Genomic DNA, 22,251 nt, shown 5'->3' with positions numbered 1-22,251 from the left:
CTAAGTGTTCAGTGTTCAGTGTTCAGTGTTCAGTGTTCAAGGATTAAGGATTGGTTATTAAGGACTGGGGAGGGCAGCTTGTTTAACTCTACAGCCTGAATAATGTCACCAACGATGATCTGGATTTATCATAGAGACGTGATAGAAAAACAATAACCATGCTATAACCTTATTTAAAGGTTCAAATAGCAAGATGATTAGATAAGAGGAACACAGATGGGCAGTGCATCAATGATCATGTGGAGTGTGTTATTTGGCGCTATAGGCATGGGGTATTTTGTTTATGGTAAGCGCCAAAGGGCGATTGTTCCCTTGTGTGTAGGAATGGCATTAATCGTGTTTCCTTATTTTGTTGCCAGCGTGACTACTTTGCTGATTATGGGAATAATCTTAGTTGCGATACCGTACTTTATCCGGCTTTAGTTGCTGTAGGCATTATTGTTTATCCGTTTATCACTCAGAGTTATGTATTGCCTAAGTTAGTTTGGAATATGGCCTGCGGCCACTAACGTTGTGGCGCTTCACCCACACCAGACCAAAAGGAAACCAGCGGCTGTTCCCTCTTTATTCTTTATAAAAGAATTAGCCCAGCCACCCGGCAACATTTTCCCAATTGACTTAAATATTAGATGCGAAAAGTCGCCATGGGGATTTATCCAGCGTTGAACTTCGTTTGTAGCCTCACTTCGGCCCATCTTGTATTAAGGAGTGAAAATACTAATGCGCATTTCTTTAACGGCTTCAAGTTAAAAGTTGAATTTGGCCTTTTTCAAGACAAGAAAGCTAGTTCGTTTTTGACCCATTCCTTGCTAGGGATGCCAATTCACTGATTTCAACTTACTGAATAATTTTCAGTCTATTCGGGTAATAAAGGTTTGCTCGTCATCCACAAACGCTACAAAGCCTCCGTGATAGATAAATACCCGACCACGCCCCTCAACTAAGCAGGCAAGCTGTGGGTAAAAATCTTCTTCGTTACCCTGTCTTTGATATGTGCCGATATCGGTGATTACGCCTCTGAGAGTAGGCAAATATCTATAAGTTCGCTTTGCTTGATCAACCAGTTTCAATTCGCTGGCGGTAGAGAAGCAAGAGGGTATCGTACCGGCTTCTTCGATAAACATAGTTTTCAGTTCTTCAAAAGCTGTGATCACTAGCCAGTCGATGCCGTTAACATGATGGATAAACATTGAGTTTCTCGGTAATTCTGATGCGGAGATTTTAACATTATCAGGGGCAGAACGTAGTAGAGATTTAGTAATTCTGTGCAATTTACGGTCATTCACTAGGCCACCTTGAAACACGTCTTTGCCCCAAAACTTGCTAGCACTCAGTAGATGATAAGAAAGCTTACAACTAAATTAACCTACAAATTCTCATCTTTACCTGGCATTTAACTTTTAATAATAGAAATTAGAATTGAAGTTGCTCGTACTGGCATTGGGGATGGGGGTATTGACGCAGATTATGTTCCGCTATATCTAGCATCCCGCTAGCCATGCCTGCATAGGGTTAACTATGAATATCATGATTAAAGGCTAAATTATATTAGCAGCCTTGACCGCCTCGACAAAGGTTCTGGAAACTGGCACTTCAAGGTGATTGGTTAGCAGTAATGACATTTTTCTGTTTTCTTTATTGACCGACACAACTGCCTGATTAGCTACCCACCAGGATCGATGTGTTTGTATACCAGGAAACCCTTCTAGCTGCATTAAGGCATCTTTTAAGCGCATTAATAGCATATGTTGGCCTTGGTCTGTGTGCACTTTTAAATAGTGGTCATCCATTTCTAAACACAGTAATTGTCCGCGCTTTTCTAATGGTAATAACCCCATAAACTGGTCAATTTGAAGGGCATTTATATCATTGTTTTGTTGATGCTGTTCAATGACCTTTTGCGATTGCTCAATGACGTGTTGTGATTGTTCAAGTTGCTGTTTTTGATGATTAACATGATTTTGTAACATGCTGACAAAGGTAATAATGCTGACAAAGGTAATAATGCTGCCAATAACCAGGGTGTTAGGCAGCGCGAGTAGAAAATTATCAGCTAAATGTAATGTGTGTTCAAAAAATAGCCAGCCAATAAAAGGCACAATTAGGCTCATTATTAGGCTGGCTAATAGTGATGATATTGCTACCCGTTGCCAGAGCGTAGTGATGCTTTTTGCTAAGTATTTATGGCCTAAATTGATCAGTGGCATATAAATTAAATAGCCACAAATACAGGTAAACACCCAGTAACTCATCGACAATAATAGGGTGAATTGATCCATGCCGAAGGGGCGCATAAAGCCAATAAATAATCCAATAAACACCACAATAAGCAGTTGGCGCAGTAATTTGTTTTTAGTGGGTTCAGATTTTAGTTGTTGATTATTTGAGGGTATTTCACGATTCGTCAAAGGTACACATTCCTTTTTAGTTACATTTTACGAAGTTTTTGGGTCACTTTACGAAAAGCGACTTTAATTTTTTATCGCTCCATTCTATCGTCTTTTCAACACGAAGCAATGGCGAGATTGGCTCGGCTTATGTCGATGCGAACTGCCAATTAAGATAACCCCTTTATCACAGACGATAGGAACATAAAAATGACTAGATTAACGACTAAACTGACTGGCACATTGACACATAATGCCGCGACTCAATTCACTCAGACTAACAGTAGCAATATGAGTAAATCATCGTTATTAGCCGTTTCATTGCTGTTTGTATCAATGTGGGTTAATTCATCCACTTTTGCTGCGGATATTAAGCTTGAGATTACAGGGGTCAATGCCCAGCAAAGTAAGATTTATGTGCAGCTGTTTAATGGTGAAGATAATTACTTAAATGGCAATGCGCTAACAGCGACTTACATTCAGGCTGAAGCGGGGCTTAATTTTGTGTCTTTTACCGATGTTCCCGCAGGTGAGTATGCGGTGCGCTTTTTTCAGGACGAGAATAATAACGGCACGTTAGACACCAATTTATTTGGTTTGCCGTCTGAAGGGTATGGTTTTTCTAACAAGGCTAAACCTAATTATGGTCCGGTTGCTTATACGGATGCTGCTTTCACAGTCACTGAAGACGCATCAACCCAGATTAACCACACACAAATCATTTATTAAGCCACTCATTTGGGAGATGGCAATTCTAGAGATGACAATTTTAAAGGTGACAATTTTGGAGGTGAGCATGCAACGCAGACAGTTTTTAAAAGGCATGGGAATAATAGGCGCATCAAGCATGTTGCCCGGTGCAGTGAATGCGTTGGCATCTTCTGCTCCTACTGTGGTTAATATTAAGCAGCAATTTAATCAGGCGCTGGCACAGCACCCTGAGTTAATTGGTTTTGCCAATGTTGACGCTAACTTTGAGCCACAACCGCTGACGATTGAAGGGCGTATTCCTGCCGATTTACAAGGTGTTTTTTATCGTAACGGCCCTGGCAAATATGAGCGTGGCGATATTCGTTATCTACATGCTTTTGAAGGCGATGGTATGTTGCAGCGTTTTGAGATTAGCGACCAAAAAATAGTCCACCGTGGCCAATTTATTAACACGCCTAAGTTTGCTAAAGAGCAACAGGCGCAGCAGTTTGTTTATTCAGGCCCTGATACTAAAATTGCCCATGCTTTGCCTGTGACCAGCGCTGATACGGTTAATACCGCTAATACTAATATTATTGCGGTGGGAGATGATCTTTGGGCGCTGTGGGAGGCGGGATCTCCTACCCAAATTGACCGGGATACCATGCAGTTTACTCAACAGGTTAATTTAGGCGCAGGGTCTAAATATGACAACAGTTTACAAGGACTGCCTTTTTCGGCACATCCTAAAGTTGACCCTAATGGGGATATTTGGAATTTTGGTTTACATCCATCAGGTCAGGTGGTGATTTATCAATTAGCGGCTAATGGCAAAGTTAAAAATGTGGGTCTAATTAATAGCCAATACCGTGGCGGTATGTTGCATGACTTTTTGATTACAGACAAAAGTGTGTTGATCATTTTACCGTCATTGTTTGTTGATAAGGTGATTGAAGGCAATTTTGCCCATACTCAATATAATAGCGATATTCCAATGAGTGTATTTGTGATAAATAAGCAGTCACTTAAAGTGACTAAACGCTTTGAGTTACCCGCAGGTTTTGCGTTTCATTATGGTAATGCGTGGGAAGAAGCCAATGGCACCATTCACTTTGACGCCAGCCTGTACCCTAATGTTGATGTGCTGCATAAGTTGGCCAATGTGATGCAAGGTAAGATGTCGCAGGCAAGTGTCAAGGCGCAAACAGCCCTGTTTAGTTTATATATTGATGGCACTTATGATATGCAAACCGTGGGCGATAACAGTGAGTTTCCGCGGGTATGCGACCATCTTGTGGGGCTTAAAAATCAGTATTTGTATCACTTATCAGCTAAATCTAGCAGCTTATGGAGCGATACCTTATCGTCTTTGCATATTGATACCGGTGCTACGCAGCATTATCATTTTGGTGATGATTACCTGGTTGAAGAGCATGTTAGTGTTTGCCCTAAAGGCGTTGAGGGCAACGGCTACTTAATGGGTACTGCATTGCATGTGCCGAGCAAACGTACTTGCTTGAATATTTTTGCGGCGAATGACTTAGCTGCAGGGCCATTAGCCAGAGCCTGGTTACCTTACCATTTACCGCTTGGGTTTCACGGCAATTTTATGGCTAGTTAAGTGTGAATGACTTACTTTAATAGATTTGGCCTCTTAGCCTTAACCTTTTAGATTTGAATTTAGTCGACTCAATTATTTTTATGGGTTGATATATTTGCTAAATAAAGCGCAAAAAACTCATCGTGAGGAGGGGGAATTAACATGGCTATAATTATTGCTGATTCAGAATCATACAATTGATATGCTTAAGTCCGAAATAACTCTATGTCGATGACTTAAGTGGCATTGTTCATTTGGTCATCTAATTAGCGGTCGACCACAAATGTCTTTCCTAGTGTTTACCATTGCACTTATCGTAATGTGATAATGAACTATAAAGCATTAGCTGTAACGCACTTTTGTCCAAAAATGAGTTGGTTTTAATTAAAAATAGATGACCTTAACTCTGATTTTAAAGCCTGTTTTGGTTGATTTTGAATGTAAGACAGTACGGCGTTCAAATTATTCAAATGATTTAGCTACTACAAGATGGTACATGGCCATGGTTCAATGAAAAGTTAAAATGCTATTATTGGGTACAATTTATCCTCAAGGATATTGGTGTGATGAACGATATTTTATAAATAAAGGCTTCTTGGATTGACGCGCTAACGCGTTCTGTTTTTTTAGGTTTTAGTTCAATATATACGTACAAATATTAATAATATTAGGAAGATAAATGCGTACATCAAAAATAATATATTTCACAATTTTTATACTCGTCATGTTTTCTTCTTGTATTGCAGTTTGGGTATATTATCTTAAAGAGGGCAAAGATTTACTGAGTTTTACAATATCGACAGTTGGCTTCTGCATTGCACTATTAGCTCTATTTATAGCTGTCAGGACGTATACATCAATCGATAGTGTGAACAATATAAGCAAAATGGAAGGTAACATTCTTGATAATGAGCACTATGTAACTTCTCTTCCTGAGTTAATCAATCAATTTAAGTCTAAAGACGAAAAAACACTAGACAAAGAACTATTTGATTCAGTTGAGTATAAGTTGAAAAAAGAATCCGGTACTGCCGTACTTTTTGCCGATACGTTACAGTATATGATTGATCTTATCGTTTTATTTCCTGCTGTTTTTAATGCTTCTGATACGGATAAAAAACTCTATAAAAAACGCATGGACAAGATATTAACAGAGGTAGATAGGCAACGAGACATACTGCATTCGGTAAGCAAGGGAAATTCAATTCAAATAACTGAAACAATAAAGTTATTTAAAGCTGTTGTTTCATATCAGAATTTTGTTGCTGATGGTAATTTTAATATCCATGCAGATCTTCTCCATGTTCGTGGTCCTATACTTCGAAATCCTGTCACAAAAACGATTTATCACAATTACCTTGGTTTATATTACAACAAAAAGGGCATGCACTTGCTTAGAGAGTCCCTGAATATGGGGGATATCGATATTCTCTCACTTAACGGCCTTAGCGTGGTACAGAAAGGTATTGGCTCTATATCTCCGTCAATTATAGAAGATGTGACCATGTATTTAAAATCTGCATGTGACCAGTTTGATAGAGCACTTAATATTTCTAGTGAAGATGTTATGTGGCCAGGATTTATTAATTATAACAAAGCACGTACATTGTATTTTTTGGCTTTGTTATCAAATACTGAAATAAAATGGCTTGAGGTTATGGATGAAGCGATTGAGTTTCGTAGTAGATTAAACCGCCTAATTGACGAAATATTAACAATAGACAGATCCAAAACTGCCAAAATAGAAAATACACATTTAAGGCAATTTTTTCTCTATCAAGAAGAGTTGGCCCGTGTAGTCAAATTAAATTTAATATTTGCAGATAATTCCATGAAACACAATACGGTACCAGCACTGTATAAAGGGGTTAATTTAACGGATGCATCTAAAGAAACTGCTTCGGACTTATTTATGAAAATACACAGTTTCTCTACGGTAAAAGCTTATCAAGAGAAAATTGTTAACCGACTTGAAAAGTGTTCAAACGATATTACCAGTAACTGATTAATCAATCCGAATGTCTGTCTAGGTCTTTACTCGTCTCTATCATAAAAATGGGTGTCATGATTAATCATTTAAAAGGAAACCAACGGCTGTTCCCTCTTGGATCACCCAGCCGCCCCGCAACTTAGCACAAAGTATGATGCTTGATGCAGCCAGTTGTCATGCAGAATACGCTGATGACATATATTTAAACAAAAAAGGATTATTGTTTGAAATTTATATTTATAGATGCAGAAAATATTGGTCTCAAGGAAGTAGAAGCCGTAAGTGTGTCGATTACTGATAAAGTGTTAGTTTTCTCCAAGAATGATGCGGTTAAAGAAATTTGTGAGAGAAAGCTATTCATATGCAATTCAAACTATCCCACGGGTTCTAATCAAGCTGACTTTTACATTATAGGCAAGTTGGTTGGAATTATTGCATCTTTAACTGAACAGCAACGAGTTGGCTGCCACTTTGTCCTTTATTCACAAGATAATGCTTTGGTTACCGCGTTTTCTTTTCAGTGCAAGCTCCTCAACGTGAGACATAATATTGCCCTTGAATCAAAGAAACAGGTTCTATCTATACCTCCGGTTGTTGAGCCAAAGAAAAATAAGTCACCACAAAGTCTTGAACAAAAAATTTATGAACATTTCAAAATAGAGCAAACAACAGAGAACGTCAGAAAGAAACTTAACCAGTCAAAATCCGATTTCACAAAAGCATTGAATGCATTAATAAAAGCAAAAAAAATAGAACGAGTATCAAAAAACAAGAAAACGTGGATTCGAACAAAACACATATGAATTATCAAAGCAGCTATGTTGGGTGATTTATTATTAAGTTAAGTTTAAACTAGCTAGATGTTGCAATTTTGCACAGCGTTAGCGTTCTGCACTATAAAGGATGAAAAATGAATATTTGGGATCAAGATGCGTATTTAAAGGCATGGAATTTTGCTTCAGCCATTCATATGGGGCAAACGATACCTGGCAGTGAAATACCCTATATTAATCATTTAGGCTTAGTTTGCATGGAAGCAACGGCGGCTATTGCTGCAACTCAAAATATTAAACAACCTAATTTATTCATTGTTTGTGCTTTGCTTCATGATTCCATTGAGGATACAAAAACCACATTTAAAGATATTGAACATGAATTTGGTACAGACGTGGCAAGCGGGGTTCTAGCGCTAAGTAAGAATGAGGAGCTGTCTTCAAAAAAGGAAAAAATGGAAGACAGTATTCGTAGGATTAAAGAACAACCCATTGAAATTTGGATGGTAAAATTATGTGACAGGATTACAAATCTACAACCACCGCCAAAGCATTGGGATACTGACAAAATATTAAAATATAGAGATGAGGCATACTATATTTTGAAACAACTTGGTGAAGCCAATCACTTTCTTGCTGACAGGTTACTCATTAAAATAAATACTTATAGCAAGTACATTAAATAAACTAAACGAAACAACTTTAATCCTCCCAGCGTCCTGTTAAGTTCATCCTGGACGAGTTAACCAGCACTGTATAAAGGGGTTAATTTAACGGATGCATCTAAAGAAACTGCTTCGGACTTATTTATGCAAATACACAGTTTCTCTACGGTAAAAGCTTATCAAGAGAAAATTGTTAACCGACTTGAAAAGTGTTCAAACGATATTACCAGTAACTGATTAATTAATCCGAATGTTTGTCTAGGTCTTTACTCGCCTCTGCTATTAACCATAAGCTTGCTGATATTATTTTAGGAATTGGCATAGATAGTGATACAAAAATGCCCGTCAGTTAACTGACGGGCATTTTTGTGGCGGATGCTTGTTGCAATCGCGGCTCGTTATTGCAGCTATTTACGCACTAAATTACCAAATACGTACGCGCTGATCTTCAGGCAAGTACAACTTATCACCTGGTTTAACATCAAAGGCTTTATACCAAGCATCGTGGTTACGCGGGGCGAGGGCACGGTAACGACCTGGTGCATGAGTGCCGGCACGTAACTGAGTTAGCATACTTTGCTCGGTACGTTTTTCTTTCCACACTTGAGCCCAAGCTAAAAAGAAACGTTGATCGCCAGTAACGCCATCTATCACCGGGGCTTCTTTACCATTCAAGCTTAATTTGTAAGCATGGTATGCCATTGATAAACCGCCTACATCGCCAATGTTTTCTCCGAGACTGTTACGTCCGTTAACAAAGTTTTCAGGGATTGGTTCATATTGGTTGTATTGCGCAGCGAGCTTATCGGCTTTAGCATCAAAAGCGGCTCGATCTTCATCTGTCCACCAGTTACGCTGAACGCCATTGGCGTCTGATTTAGAACCTTGATCATCAAAACCATGGCCCATTTCGTGACCAATTACGGCACCGATACTGCCATAGTTAACTGCTGCATCTGCGTTTGGATCGAAAAATGGCGGTTGTAAAATTGCCGCAGGGAACACAATTTCATTAAACGAGCTGTTGTAATAGGCATTGACCGTTTGCGGTGTCATACCCCAACGATTACGATCCGTTTTTTCCAGTTCTTTCGCTACGCTATCGGCTTGGAAATATTTGCGCAGATTCTTAATATCACCCATTAAATCATTTTTAGTGAGGGTTAAGCCATCAAACTGTTGCCACACATCGGGGTAACCAATTTTAGGGTTAAATGCCGCTAACTTAGCATGGGCATTCACTTTAGTTTCGTCGCCCATCCAATCTAAACCATCAATGCGTTGGCCTAATGCTGTGCGCAGGTTCTTAACTAACTCGGCCATTTTTTGTTTAGACGACTCAGGGAAATAACGCGACACATAGACTTTACCAATAGCGAAACCTAGAGACTGAGTGCCAGACATTTCTTCAACTGCACGTTTCCAGCGCGGACGAGGTTGCTCTTGCCCAGTGAGTTCTTTGCCAAAAAAAGCAAAATTGGTATTAAAAATGTCTTCAGACAATAACCCTGCATTATTACTAATGGTGTGGAATGTTAAATAGTCTTGCCACACAGTGAGCGGTTGTTGGTTAATTAAGCCAATCATAGCCTTAACCGGTTCAGGTTCAGATATGTTGAGTTGTGGTACTTGGTAACCACTCTGTGCGAAATAGATATCCCAATCAAATCCAGGATATTGCTTAACCAATTCTTCACGTTTGAGTTGGTTTAAGGTTAAATCACGGTCACGGCGTTTTTCTCTAGGCCATTGTGCCTGTGCTATTTTTGTTTCAAGGGCAAGAATTGCCTCGGCACGTTTTGCACCGTCATTTATACCAGCAAAAGCCAGCATTGCAGCGATATGCTCAACATAAGCTTTACGAATTTTAACGAAACGCTCACTGTCTTCGAGGTAATACGAGCGATCGGGCAGGCCTAAACCACCAGCACCGATGGTCATTTCATATTGATTGGGATCTATACGGTTAAACCACATGCCACCCCAAATAGGGGACGATGTACCAGTAAGCCATGCTTCACCGAATACTTTGGTTAAATCTTGAGTTGAGCTAATCGCAGCAATTTGATCTAAGGTGGCTTTAATTGGTGTGATACCTAGTTTATTAATGGTGTCGGTATCCATATAGGCATGATAAAAATCAGCAATTAATTGTTCTTCGGCAGTTAAGTCACTGCGGCTGGCAATATCGTCGATAATTGCTTTCACTTGATTTTCACTGCGCTCAGCTAAGGCATTAAATGCGCCATAACGAGTTTTGTCGGCAGGCATGACAAAGTTGTCGTACCAAGTGCCACTTGAATACATAAAAAAGTCATCGCCAGGTTTAACGGCTTCATTTCGTGCAGCTAAATCCACACCAAAAGTACCTAACTCTGCTTTAGCGGGGGCCGGTGAGGTCACGGCTGCAAGCTTAGTGTTATTTGTATCAGATACGCCGCAACCACTTAATAGTGCTGTGGTTAATCCAATCGCAATTAAGGATTTATTCATTGTTATCGTGTTCCTTGGTCTATTTTTACAGAATTATTTGCCTAGCCATATTGAAAGACTGACAAAAAATGTCAATGTTCGAATTGTTAGCAAATTTAACTAACGCTGAGTTAAGCAATGAAATGCGTGGCTGAATATGTGCTGGTTTGATGTTTATTGGCTGTATTGTTTATTTGAGAGGCAGAGATAAGAGCAGTTGATTATCATCAGCATAATTAACCTAAACTTGGGATAAAAGTGAGTTAGGCTTTGTAATATTAACGCTGCCAGTGTTAAGCCACCTAACTATGTTGGGTTGCTATTTTTCTTGGGATTGGCATCAGTATTGATAGTGCTACAAGTAGTGCTATAGATAGCGTTATTGTTTGAGTTTGTTTACTCAATACGCTGTAAAACAGCTTAATAGTTAGGTTTATGATTTACTCCACCGCTCACACCACCGCTCATACAACAAAGCTTACACAACATTGCTGACGCGACAACTCTGACGCGAGAATGCTGACAGTAGGCTGGAGTGTTTAATCTGAATGTTGTGGTAATGATTTATCAATTTCCTTTGCCAACTGAGCCAATAAGTTGCTGTACGCGCTGACCAACTCCGCTGCCGTCGAACCTGCATTAGTGACCGCGATAAAATTTTGTTTTGCCAATGTTTGGTTTAATGGATTGTTTGTTAGCTCCCAGTTGGCATTGAGTCTGGCGTTATTGCCATCTCGGTTGAGGGAAGTAACCTTGATTTTAATGCTGTACTGGGGAGTGTTGTTTGCTCGCCAAGGAAATAACACCAGATTACGACGGTTATCGCTTTGGCTGAGATTGATACTCATGACCCGGCTGATTCCTTGTTCAAGCGGTTCAGCCCAATAACTATTGGCAAATCGTTGCAGGTTACCGTCGTCAAGTTGATACATCAGCTGTGTAAAATGTAAGTATTCGGCGACGTCAATTGGCCCTATACCAATGTCATACTCTAACGCAGTACTGCCCGACACTATTTGGTTGGGTATTGCAGTTAACACAAAGTACTGTTTTTCGGGAGAGCTTTGGCAGCCACTCACTAAACTCAATAGCAGTAAACCGATCCCCCAGTTAATGGTCCAAACTCCATATTTCCCCATGACATTATTCTCCTAAAGGTAGAGCTTTTTTACCGCGTATGATGGCCTCAGGTTGTTCATCTAAGGTTTCACTCAAGCTACGTAATGATCGAGCCGTGCGGCGGATTTCTTCCAAGGTATTGGTGAGTTCTATCAACAAGGGCGAGTTTTGGTCGAGTGTGTTACCTGCTTGGTTTGCAAGCTGATTCATGCTTAATAGTGTATTGCGTAATTCAGTTAAACTATGGTTCAGCGACTCAACGAGCTTGGGTTCATCATTATTTAATTGCACCAGTAAATTATCGAGTTTGAACAGTACTTCAAGCCCATTTTTACCTAACGCTGCTTGAGTGTTGTCCAAGTTAATCGCGGTGTTGTTAACGGCTTTGGCTGCATTATCAAAATTATCCAATGCTTGCTGTATTTTTCCGCTGGCAGCAATGTCACTGAGCTGCTGGGCTAAATTGTCGACATTGTTGACTAAACTTTTTAAGTTTAACGATTGCAGGTCTTTCGACAACGATTCGAAATCAGTCGCGATGGTCGGCAATTCTAATAATTGGTCTTTTTCGCCATGGAATAACGGCGAGGTGTCGGGAAAGAAATCCAGTTCAACATATAGCAGTCCGGTGAGTAAACTCAGATAATTTAGCTGGGCGCGTAAGCCGTTATCGATGGCGTGTGAAAAAAACTCTTCACCTACTTGGATCCCCTTAATATTGATACGTTTCAACAATAAGTCGGCATGAACTGCAGCCGTGACACCCTGGCTACTGTCGTTAGGGAAATCGATACTGATATCGCTTATTTCACCTATTATGACCCCTTTTAATTTTACCGGTGCGCCTACCTGTAACCCTTGCACTGAACTGTTGAAAAACATCACTACCGGGGCTTTCTCTGCAAATATACGCCCCCCAGAAAAGAACAGTAATGCAATAAACACTAAGATAATAGCGCCAAAAATAAAGGCACCAATCGCGAGCGGAAGTCGTTGGCTTTTACTCATGATATCTCCGATTTTTCGGTACGATTGAGAAATTGGCGAACCCTTGGCTGGCTACTGTGTATTTTTAATTCTCGTGGGTCACCACAATCGAGCATAGTATTGGTTTCATTATCCAAAAACACACAGCGAGTGCCGATTGACAATATGCTGGGCAGCTCGTGGGACACGATGATCACGGTAGAGTCTAGCGCCTGGCATATTTGCACGATCAATTGATCTAAACGCATCGAGCTAATAGGGTCTAAACCCGCAGAGGGTTCATCAAAAAATAACAATTGAGGGTCTAATGCCAGCGCCCGCGCTAATCCTGCGCGTTTGTGCATACCGCCACTTAACTCGGCAGGGTAAAACTTCTCGAAGCCCGCTAAGCCAACTAATGCTAGCTTATAGGCAACGGCTTCTGCAATTTGTCGCTCCGAAAGGTCGGTATAGAGCTGCAGGGGTAAAGCCACATTTTCGCCAAGCGACATGCTCGAAAACAATGCGCCTGTTTGGAAGGTAATCCCCCAGTTTTTGAGCATTGCTACCTGCGCGGGTTCATCTGCTTCATAAAAGTTTTTGCCTTGATAGAGTACTTCGCCTTGTAGTGGCGTGAGTAATCCCACCATCGATTTGAGCAAGGTTGTTTTGCCACAACCACTGCCGCCAATGACAAAAAAGATATCATTCTTGTTAATGTCGAAGTTGAGTTTTTTTTGCACCTCGGTACTGCCGTAGCCGACTGATAGATTACGTACACTGATAAAGGCATCATCAACCATGGTTAGATCCCTAATTTATCGTATAAGATATTAAGCGCCGCATCGGAGACAACCAAAAAAACAATGGCCTTAACCACAGCGTGGGTCGTCGCTAAACCAACGGCATTCGAGTCACGTCCGCAAAGCAGTCCTGCCTGACAACCCGCAATCGCAATTAAAAACCCAAAAATTAAACTCTTTATTAAACCAGTGGAAATATCTACCCAATCAATCGCAACCTGGGTTTGCAAAATATATTGGGTATAACTCACGCCCATGCCGTTAGCAACTAACGCACCGCCAATCATGCCTATTACATCCGAATAAATACACATTAGCGGCATAATAAAAATTAATGCTAATAACCGCGGTAAAACCAGAAACTCCATAGTGGGAATGCCCATCACTCGCAGCGCATCAATTTCTTCATTAACTTGCATGGTGCCTAATTGCGCAGCATAAGCGGCTCCAGTTCGGCCAGCCATAATAACGCCTGTCATTAAGGCACCCATTTCACGCACCATTCCGATAGCCACTAAATTAGCCACATATACCTGGGCGCCTAATTGACGCAGCTGTACCGAGCCTAAATAAGCCAAAATCATTCCCACTAGCAGACTAATTAAGGTGACAATAGCAAGCCCTTTAGGCCCAGCTTGTTCGATAAAAAAAACGATATCACTTCGGCGAGTTCTCGCTCTGCCAACCAACCAACGCCCGAGTGCCAAAGTGCAGTTACCGACAAATACTAATCCATCGTGTACTTGTAAGCCTTGGTTAATCAATCCTCGACGTAAGGTCGGCCATAGCCCGCCTAGGGCACCTTCATTAGTTGGTTGATAAACCGCAACATCGGTAGCGAGCAGCAGTAGTTGCTGCAACCCTTGAGGTGTTTGTTGAGTGTCTAGTGATAGTTTATGTTGCTCACACCAGCGAGATAATTGTAATAAGGCAATGGCGAGGCTTGAATCCCAATGAGACAACTCTGTGGTGATTAAAGTGACAGATTGGCAATTAGATGGCAGCTCAGCACAAATATCTGCGCCTAGCGGTGCTTGGCCTAATTGCCAATCACCAGCAAGGTTCAGTAAGCAGTTATCATCGTGCATGTCGATATGGAATGTTGCGAGTGTCATACTAGACCCCCGAGCCAATATGAAATAAGTCTATTCGTTTGTTTAATAAATAGGTTAGCTTGATTTTTGATCCTGTTATCAGTGTAGACCAAGCTCATTGATTATATTTTGACCTTGGACATATTATTTCATCAATAATGAAGCTATCACTTTGATGTATTGACGCTTTGCTACATTGAAGAAGCATTAGTTATGGACCGATGTTGTTGTGCAGAGGCAATAAAAACGGCGTTAACGATTGAACATAACCGCCGCTTGTCGTGATTTAAAGCAAATAAACTTGCGCTGACAAAATTTAACGCTAATATATACTGTGTTTTTATACAGTATATGTTTATACAGTGCTTATTTGTGTGCTGTTTATTTATACGGTTTGTATTTATACAGTACATATCATATTAGAGGTTGTCATATGCGCGTTATTCCCATTGCAGCCAGCGCCGGCATTACCGGTTTTGAATCTCCTGCCGCTGAGTATCTTCAGTTAGGCCTCAGCCTTGATGAGATATTAATCCAGCATCCAAGTTCTACTTTTATTGGCTTAGCCCAAGGTGAGTCGATGCAAGGTGTGGGAATATATGATGGTGACTTATTGATTGTCGACCGCCATGAAACGGCTAGAAATGGCGACGTGATAGTGGCTAATTTTAATGGTGAGTTTGTGTGTAAAATTCTCGACATGCATCGGCGAATGCTGATGTCGTCTAATGAGCAACATTTACCTGTGACCATCTGCGACTATGATGACTTTAGTATTGAAGGTGTGGTTATTCGCTCAATTCGTTGTCATCGTCAAAGCCCACTGCTTATCAGCAAAAAAGGTTAGGTAACAATGTTTGCCTTAGTCGATGCCAATGCTTTTTATTGCAGTGCAGAACAGGTTTTTCGTCCTGACTGGCGCGGCAGACCGATTATTGTACTGAGCAATAACGATGGCTGTATTGTCGCGGCTAATCGGCAAGCAAAAGAGGCGGGTATTGAGAAGTTTTTGCCTTACTTTCAAGCTAAAGCATTATGTGCCCAGCGCAATGTCATTGTGTGTTCATCTAATTATGAATTGTATGCCGATTTATCGGCAAAGATGATGGCAATAATTGGTCGTTTTGCACCAGAGCAACATGTGTACTCCATCGATGAAAGCTTCCTGTCTTTTAAACATTGTTATCCCGCAATCAAATGCCTGCATAGCCAAGGTCAGTTAATTCGCCGTGCCGTTTGGAAAGAAGCCCGCCTGGCTGTTTGTGTGGGCATGGGCCAAACGTTAACCTTAGCTAAAATAGCCAATCACGCCGCTAAAAAAATACCGGGATACCAAGGTGTGTGCGTTATCGACACTGCGCAGCAACGTAATGACATTTTACGCCAGCTTGCCGTTAAAGAGGTGTGGGGGATTGGCAGGCGCATCAGTAAAAAGCTTGAATTGATGAATATTCGCAGCGCATACGATCTCGCCTCTATGCCACCGAGTCTAGCCAGAAAACAATTTAGTATTCAAATTGAACGCACCGTGCGAGAACTTAACGGCGAAGTGTGTAAACAATGGGATGAGGCTAGGGCAGATAAAAAACAAATTTTTTCCACTCGTAGTGTGGGTGAACGTATTTGCGATTTTGAATCGCTATTACAGGCATTGAGTAAACATGTTGGCATCGCAGCAAGTAAAGCTCGTCAACAAGGCTCACATTGCAAAACCATGTTGTTATTTGCCAGTAATTCGCCCCACGACGAGCGGCCTGTGAGTTATAAAGTTATTGTCCATTTTCCGTGTCCAACCAATTGCACCATTGAACTCACCAAAGCCATGACAGACGCCGCCCCGAGATTATTTAGCAATGGTGTTCGTTATTACAAAATTGGTGTAGGCCTGGTTGATTTAGCCAGCGAGAAACATTTTCAATTTGATTTATTTAATACCGCTAAGGTCAATTATGCCTTGATGGATACGCTTGACGGCATCAACCAACGATATGGCCGCGATACAGTGTTTCTGGCAGCACAAGGAATAGAACAAAAATGGGCCATGCGCCGTGATTTACTCACACCTCAATATTCAACCCAATGGAAATGCTTACCCAGCATTAAATGCTAAGGTTTTATATTACTAAGGTTTATGACTAAGGTTTATTACTAAGGTTTATTACTAAGGTTTATTATAACAATGGTATTGCTCTGCCATAACACATGCAAGGTTGGGGCATTCAACTATGGCTAACCCTTAAAATGTGATTCAGCTCTGATTATCACTCTAATTAAATTGTTAATGTTGAATCGTACTCATCATATGGCCGACATAATGCGAAATACGCTGTTAAACATAGCAATGATAATTTCACTACTTGGACAATTACTTGTTCCAAGTTTTGCTATGTCTAATGAAATGGCCATGTCAGACATGCAGTCGAGTAGTATGCATCAATCAACGATGATGCAAAGTGACTGCGACACTAACGATGACTGTTGCTTAAACGATATGAGTCAATGCATTAGCCATTGTCATGCGGTCGCGAATGCATTTTTGTTATCAGCAACAAACCTCACCAATGCTCTACTAACGAGTGCCAAAGTGAGTTCGCCTTTATGGACATCAACACCCACCATTCTAGTAAGCCAAAATCCGCCTCCGATAGCTTAATTCTTTATGTTTATTAGTTACCCACATTAATTTATAAAGATTTTTGTTGCTTCAACTATAAGCATCAAAAAACTATAAGCATCAAAAAGTTAACGGAGTTTATTATGAAAAAATTCATTGCGATCACACTATTATCTTTAGCCAGCTCAGCAGCAATGGCTGCCACTATCTCATTACCTGACTATTTAATCTTTACTGCGGTCGATGGCAAATCGGCATCAAATAAAAGTGAAATGGAGGTGTCTCCTGGTCAACATTTAATAGAATTACAGTTTTATGATGTGTTTTCATCAGGAGCAGATGATACGAATTTTATTAAGTCCGATGCGTTATATTGGAGTCTACATCTAACCAAAGATGAAGATATTCACGTGCGTAGCAAAGAGATTTTCTCTTCAACCAATGCAAAGAAATTTATTGCATCACCGGTGATAACCTTAGACCGCGCCAGCGTAAAAGGTGAAAACGTCAAATTAGTTAATCACGAAGAGTTAATGGCTATTATCATGAAACAACACAGTCAAATGATGCAACAATAGTAAAATTGATAGGGCGCTTACATAGCGCTCTATCGTTATCTACATCCTCGCACGCCTTATGACAGGTAAAATACTTGTCATCATAAATAATGTCACGCGTCACAAAACTCAAACCAGAATCGAAATTATTATTGGCATATGCTAATAATAAGAGTATATATTGCATATGCCAATTACCATTATTCGATTAATTTAAGCAGATAATGCCAAGCCTCCAAAAATAAACGAACATTCTAGGACGCTCTCGGCAAAAGCTGTTTTAAGCCCAGTGGCATGTCGATAAACCAAGTTGGAACAACTGCGTTTAATCGATTTGTTAAAAATGCACATGAGGAGACATGATGATTACTGCCATACCTATGAAAGACCAACATATTGCCAACCACTTTAGCCGTGCCGATGAGATGCTATTCATTGATGAGCAAGGCCAAGTAAAAGGGCGCTTTGCCAACCCAGCATTAACAGAAGGATGTGAGGGTAAACAACAATTAGTCAGTATGATACTGGCAAATGGAGCGGATCGCGTCATCGTGCGCAACATTGGCCAACAGCTTTTATCTAAGTTATTAAGCCAACAATTGAGTGTATTTCACGCAAAAAATGGTCGTACTGCAATAGAGTATTTTGCCAGTAGTCATTTAGCGGACTGTGAGCCATTTACCGAGGCAAGTCAGGGGCGACCATCCATCAATAATATTGCTAAGAAAGCCACTGGTGGTTGCTGTAACCATGAGCATAAACATAACCATGACCATGATCATCAACACGCTCATGGTGAAGAAGACTGCCATAACCAATCTGACTCGGGGACACATAAACGTTGCTGCGAGTCTAAATCTAAATTGGCGAATGAAACCACAACAATGAAACGTTGCTGCAATAAAAAACATTCACTAATTGCTCATTAATGATCGCTAGGGGTGTTTTATCACAGCGCTGTGGTGGCTAGTTAAGCTTTAAACCATAGCGTTGTAATTTTCGATATAAGGTACGCACACTGATATTAAGCGTTATCGCTAGTTCGGCTGGCGATCCTGCATATTGCTCACATACCTGCGAAAGATACGCACATTCCATGTCATCTAACGTCATCAGTTCGGTGTTAAGTTTTACGGCAATTGTTTCATCCTTAGATGTGTGGCTAGGTTGAACGCTTTCAGGTAAATCACTGCTGTGTATAACATCCTCATTGGCGATAAGTGCCGATTGCTCAATAATATTTTTCAATTCGCGAATATTTCCCGGAAATGCATAACGACCCAAAAGAGTTAATGCATTGCTCGAAAACTTTTTATGTTTGTAATCAGAATATTTTATAAAGTGATTCACCAGCGTCGGAATGTCATCATAACGCTCACGTAACGACGGTAAGTAAATCGGAAATCCTGCAATGCGGTAATACAGGTCGCGCCTAAATTCACCTTTTTCAACCAAATCGAGTAAATTCTTATGGCTGGCACTGACTAGCCTAAAGTCAGAACGTTTCTGTTTTAATCCGCCGACGGCACGATAACACTGGGTTTCAAGTAACCTAAGTAACTTCACTTGCATGTTCATCGGTACATCGCCAATTTCATCAAAAAACACCGTTCCACCGTGCGCTATTTCTATCAAGCCTTTTTTGCTGCTTGTCGCCCCTGTAAATGCACCTTTTTCATAGCCAAATAATTCACTTTCGAACAGATTTTCACTTAGCCCAGTGCATTCAATCACCACAAACGGTTTATCATTTCGGTTGCTGGCCTGATGTACCGCTTTAGCAACTAACTCTTTGCCTGAACCGGTTTCACCTTGTAACAGAACCGCGATATTGGATTGAGAGGCTCGATTAATCCTGTTGAGCATCTGCTTAAATGGCGCCGATTGACCGATCATGGTGCCTTTTTTTGATTCTGTCGATGCGTAATCTATGGCATCTAAAATCTCTAGATACCCCAATACCATGCCACTATTATCTTTTATAGGTTTCATTAAAATGTCGCAGTAAGACTTACCTTGCACCGTGCTGTGAATATGCACGGCACTGGCAGCTCGGTTAGTACTCTGGCATTGTAATAACGGGCATTCCTCACCGTGTTTATCGCAAGGTTGGTCACTATTATGAGAGATTTGATGGCATTTACTTTGGCCTAAAATAACGTCGTCATCATAGGTTTCGATATAGGCTTGATTAACCGCATGGATCACATAATCGGGAGTAATAAAAATCGCCGGTTTATCAATAGCGTTTATCATAGATTGTACAACGGTGGTGTTATTCATTGATTACTCTCGCTTGCGATTCATATTAATCGGCCAACCTTTATAATGACATTAATAGCACGATAAATGTCATTACGATGTCATATTTGTCACTCATTTGTCACTCAACAACCTAGTATGGGCATCCTGTCAATTTCAATGATGTTTAAGCTAATGATTTTAAACGATTAAAAATAACTAGTGTGATATGGCACAAGCTTTGTATTGATTGTGTTATATCGCTTACGACCGAACGGTGCCCTGGCAGTAGTGAACCCATGTACGAAAATTATGCCCTGAAGTTAATGGGAATGACCCGACTTGAAGACGAGGATGACAAATAATGAAATTAACATCAAAGCACAAAAAAACGGTTTTAAATGCACGTAACATCAGTGCGTTATTAGTGATTGCTGGCATGAGCAGCCTTTGCCATGCTGAATCACTAACGCAACAGCAGGTGCTTGAACAACAGGCCAATCAACGCATTGCCGATTTTAGCCAAGCGTTAAAAGGTCAGTTACAAGCCGCAATTAAACAAGGTGGCTTAATCAATGCGGTGTCGGTGTGTAAATCGGTTGCACCTGCCATTGCCGCTGAAAACTCGAAAGATGGCTGGACACTGACTCGAACCAGTTTACGTGTGCGTAATTCAGACAATACGCCAGATGAATGGGAGTTATCGCAATTACAACAATTTGAGCTGGTGAATGCCTCAGGACTACAACCTGCAGATAAGCCAATCGTGGCGAGTGAGTTTATCGTCAATGATGGCAACACTCAGTTTCGTTATATGAAGGCCATACCAGCGCAACAATTATGTTTAGGTTGCCATGGCAGTAATATTGAACCGGAAGTGAGTGCATTGCTTAGCAAAACCTATCCAGATGATAAAGCGGTTAACTTTGCCCTTGGTGATATTCGTGGCGCATTTTCACTGAAAAAGGATATCAAAACATCTACTCCATCGGTTACTGCTAAGCCATAGCCGAAAGCAATAGTCGAAAGCCAAAGTCGAAAAAGTAATTAACAAACTACCACGGGAATAGGGCTTTATCATTAAGCCTTATTCTTCGGATCGTAAATCAAATAATGCTTATTAATTCGCTGTTTGTTGCGACTTAATCCGCAGTTTACATTGATGGTTTAATTTAACATCATGCTGTAGTGATTAACCCTCCTCAGTCATTGAATCAATGATGTTGAGAATATTACCAATCTTAATCTGAGGCTTTATCTGACAAATACCAGTGTATTGTGTTGGGAGTTAATGTGTCATGAGTAGAATCCGAATCGATCCTTTTTATCATCAAGCTAGCCATACTCTTACGTATGTGGTGACCGATATTGCTACCCGTCAATGTGCGATTATTGATCCTGTTTTAGATTTTGACATGGCGTCTGGCACCATAAGCACGAGTTTTGCTGATAGCATCATTGAGCATATCGATGAACATGGATTTGAAGTTGAATGGATTTTAGAAACCCATGCCCACAGCGACCATATTTCTGCGGCCTGTTATATCAAGAAAAAACGTGGTGGAACAACCGGAATTGGCGAGAACATCACCAAAGTTCAACATACCTTTAAGCGATTACTGAATCTTGATGATAGTTTTAAATGTAATGGCGAACAATTTGAACAATTATTTGTGGATGAAGAACTCATTAAACTGGGTCATTTAGATATTCACATTATGCATACACCGGGTCATACACCAACCTGCGTCAGTTATCTCATTGAAGATGTTGTGTTTGTAGGCGACACCTTGTCAACGCCGGAGTTAGGTACCGTTAATACTGACTTCCCCAATAGCAGTGCAATAACCTTGTACCATTCAATTCAGCGAATATTGGCATTACCTAATTGCACTCGGGTGTTTGTTGGCCATGATCCACATGCACAGAAACGTACAGATAATGGGTTAGAAACATCGGTGATTGCCCAAAAACGCTATAACAGTGTGGTAGGGGGGAATGTCACCCTAGCAGAGTTTATTAAACGGCATCAACAACGCCATATTGACCCTGACATACAGCAACTATTATTAGCCGCGATTCAAATGAATATTCGTGCGGGTAACATGCCATTAGCTGACTGTAAGGGTAACTACTACCTTAAAATACCGCTAAATCGGCTCTAAAAATGAATACACAATCAACCATTAACACAATCAACCATTAGCACGGTTAGCCATTAACAGCATCTGCCATCAGTAAAAAATAAGCCATGAGCCACATAATGTTGGCTCATGTTTG

Annotated in this window: 21 protein-coding genes; 13 read left to right on the top strand and 8 right to left on the bottom strand. The window is 40.6% G+C overall.

The features are described from left to right. The first annotated feature begins 216 nt into the window (after positions 1 to 216). Positions 217 to 423, top strand: a complete 207-nt coding sequence (locus H5125_RS13205) for a hypothetical protein (RefSeq protein ID WP_101088339.1) — start codon at positions 217 to 219, stop codon at positions 421 to 423. Positions 424 to 851: 428 nt separating this feature from the next. On the opposite strand, the gene H5125_RS13200 is transcribed toward H5125_RS13205, so the two are convergent. Together H5125_RS13200 and H5125_RS13195 are read right to left on the bottom strand one after the other, a co-directional pair. Continuing rightward, positions 852 to 1,190, bottom strand: coding sequence for a cytosolic protein (locus H5125_RS13200; protein WP_182744462.1), 339 nt, complete (start codon positions 1,188 to 1,190; stop codon positions 852 to 854). Positions 1,191 to 1,538: 348 nt separating this feature from the next. Then, complete coding sequence (locus H5125_RS13195; protein WP_182744457.1) at positions 1,539 to 2,408, bottom strand: LytTR family DNA-binding domain-containing protein; 870 nt, start codon at positions 2,406 to 2,408, stop codon at positions 1,539 to 1,541. Between the two features lie 189 nt (positions 2,409 to 2,597). Here H5125_RS13195 and H5125_RS13190 point away from each other — a divergent pair, with 189 nt between their 5' ends. The 5 genes from H5125_RS13190 to H5125_RS13170 all read left to right on the top strand — a co-directional run bounded on the left by H5125_RS13190 (position 2,598) and on the right by H5125_RS13170 (position 8,126). After that, complete coding sequence (locus tag H5125_RS13190; protein WP_259395460.1) at positions 2,598 to 3,116, top strand: DUF2141 domain-containing protein; 519 nt, start codon at positions 2,598 to 2,600, stop codon at positions 3,114 to 3,116. 67 nt (positions 3,117 to 3,183) lie between these two features. Beyond that, positions 3,184 to 4,698, top strand: coding sequence for a carotenoid oxygenase family protein (locus H5125_RS13185; protein ID WP_182744456.1), 1,515 nt, complete (start codon positions 3,184 to 3,186; stop codon positions 4,696 to 4,698). A 658-nt stretch (positions 4,699 to 5,356) separates the two neighbouring features. Then, positions 5,357 to 6,682 carry a hypothetical protein gene (locus H5125_RS13180; RefSeq protein ID WP_182744455.1) on the top strand — a complete coding sequence of 442 codons (1,326 nt, stop codon included), beginning with the start codon at positions 5,357 to 5,359 and terminating at the stop codon, positions 6,680 to 6,682. A 209-nt stretch (positions 6,683 to 6,891) separates the two neighbouring features. Then, on the top strand, positions 6,892 to 7,470 hold the full coding sequence (locus H5125_RS13175; RefSeq protein ID WP_182744454.1) for a hypothetical protein: 579 nt from the start codon (positions 6,892 to 6,894) through the stop codon (positions 7,468 to 7,470). Between the two features lie 107 nt (positions 7,471 to 7,577). After that, the gene (locus tag H5125_RS13170; protein WP_182744453.1) at positions 7,578 to 8,126 is read left to right on the top strand and encodes an HD domain-containing protein; all 549 of its coding nucleotides are present in this window, start codon (positions 7,578 to 7,580) and stop codon (positions 8,124 to 8,126) included. Between the two features lie 402 nt (positions 8,127 to 8,528). Here H5125_RS13170 and H5125_RS13165 read toward each other — a convergent pair whose 3' ends face one another. The 5 genes from H5125_RS13165 to H5125_RS13145 all read right to left on the bottom strand — a co-directional run bounded on the left by H5125_RS13165 (position 8,529) and on the right by H5125_RS13145 (position 14,580). Beyond that, complete coding sequence (locus H5125_RS13165; protein ID WP_162023064.1) at positions 8,529 to 10,598, bottom strand: M13 family metallopeptidase; 2,070 nt, start codon at positions 10,596 to 10,598, stop codon at positions 8,529 to 8,531. Positions 10,599 to 11,116: 518 nt separating this feature from the next. Continuing rightward, a complete protein-coding gene (locus H5125_RS13160; RefSeq protein ID WP_182744452.1) occupies positions 11,117 to 11,716 on the bottom strand; it encodes a PqiC family protein in 600 nt (199 codons plus the stop codon). A gap of 4 nt (positions 11,717 to 11,720) precedes the next feature. Beyond that, positions 11,721 to 12,704 (bottom strand): MlaD family protein, encoded by a 984-nt coding sequence (locus H5125_RS13155; RefSeq protein ID WP_182744451.1) that lies wholly within the window; start codon positions 12,702 to 12,704, stop codon positions 11,721 to 11,723. Beyond that, the gene (locus tag H5125_RS13150) at positions 12,701 to 13,465 is read right to left on the bottom strand and encodes an ABC transporter ATP-binding protein (RefSeq protein ID WP_182744450.1); all 765 of its coding nucleotides are present in this window, start codon (positions 13,463 to 13,465) and stop codon (positions 12,701 to 12,703) included. The genes H5125_RS13155 and H5125_RS13150 overlap by 4 nt, the downstream gene beginning before the upstream one ends. 2 nt (positions 13,466 to 13,467) lie before the next feature. Continuing rightward, the gene (locus H5125_RS13145; protein WP_101088332.1) at positions 13,468 to 14,580 is read right to left on the bottom strand and encodes an ABC transporter permease; all 1,113 of its coding nucleotides are present in this window, start codon (positions 14,578 to 14,580) and stop codon (positions 13,468 to 13,470) included. Between the two features lie 412 nt (positions 14,581 to 14,992). Here H5125_RS13145 and H5125_RS13140 point away from each other — a divergent pair, with 412 nt between their 5' ends. The 5 genes from H5125_RS13140 to H5125_RS13120 all read left to right on the top strand — a co-directional run bounded on the left by H5125_RS13140 (position 14,993) and on the right by H5125_RS13120 (position 18,659). Next, positions 14,993 to 15,406, top strand: a complete 414-nt coding sequence (locus tag H5125_RS13140; RefSeq protein WP_011637424.1) for a LexA family transcriptional regulator — start codon at positions 14,993 to 14,995, stop codon at positions 15,404 to 15,406. A 6-nt stretch (positions 15,407 to 15,412) separates the two neighbouring features. Further along, entirely contained in the window at positions 15,413 to 16,669 is a 1,257-nt protein-coding gene (locus H5125_RS13135) for a Y-family DNA polymerase (RefSeq protein ID WP_182744449.1), read from the top strand. Between the two features lie 231 nt (positions 16,670 to 16,900). Next, positions 16,901 to 17,212 (top strand): hypothetical protein, encoded by a 312-nt coding sequence (locus H5125_RS13130; protein ID WP_259395459.1) that lies wholly within the window; start codon positions 16,901 to 16,903, stop codon positions 17,210 to 17,212. 104 nt (positions 17,213 to 17,316) lie between these two features. After that, entirely contained in the window at positions 17,317 to 17,751 is a 435-nt protein-coding gene (locus H5125_RS13125; RefSeq protein ID WP_182744448.1) for a DUF2057 family protein, read from the top strand. 338 nt (positions 17,752 to 18,089) lie between these two features. Beyond that, positions 18,090 to 18,659: a NifB/NifX family molybdenum-iron cluster-binding protein gene (locus tag H5125_RS13120; RefSeq protein WP_182744447.1), complete on the top strand. Its 570-nt coding sequence runs from the start codon at positions 18,090 to 18,092 to the stop codon at positions 18,657 to 18,659. Positions 18,660 to 18,696: 37 nt separating this feature from the next. Here the strand turns inward: H5125_RS13120 and H5125_RS13115 are convergent, their stop codons facing one another. Continuing rightward, positions 18,697 to 20,013 carry a sigma-54-dependent Fis family transcriptional regulator gene (locus H5125_RS13115; protein ID WP_182744446.1) on the bottom strand — a complete coding sequence of 439 codons (1,317 nt, stop codon included), beginning with the start codon at positions 20,011 to 20,013 and terminating at the stop codon, positions 18,697 to 18,699. Positions 20,014 to 20,335: 322 nt separating this feature from the next. On the opposite strand from H5125_RS13115, the gene H5125_RS13110 reads away from it, so the two are divergent. After that, on the top strand, positions 20,336 to 20,980 hold the full coding sequence (locus tag H5125_RS13110) for a DUF3365 domain-containing protein (RefSeq protein WP_259395458.1): 645 nt from the start codon (positions 20,336 to 20,338) through the stop codon (positions 20,978 to 20,980). 289 nt (positions 20,981 to 21,269) lie between these two features. Next, complete coding sequence (locus H5125_RS13105) at positions 21,270 to 22,136, top strand: MBL fold metallo-hydrolase (RefSeq protein WP_182744445.1); 867 nt, start codon at positions 21,270 to 21,272, stop codon at positions 22,134 to 22,136. Positions 22,137 to 22,251: the final 115 nt, after the last annotated feature.

Source organism: Shewanella sp. SR44-4, from assembly GCF_014163715.1.
Taxonomy (GTDB): Bacteria; Pseudomonadota; Gammaproteobacteria; order Enterobacterales; family Shewanellaceae; genus Shewanella.
Note: the sequence above shows the minus strand (reverse complement) of the source record. Positions and strands in the feature narration are given on the sequence as shown.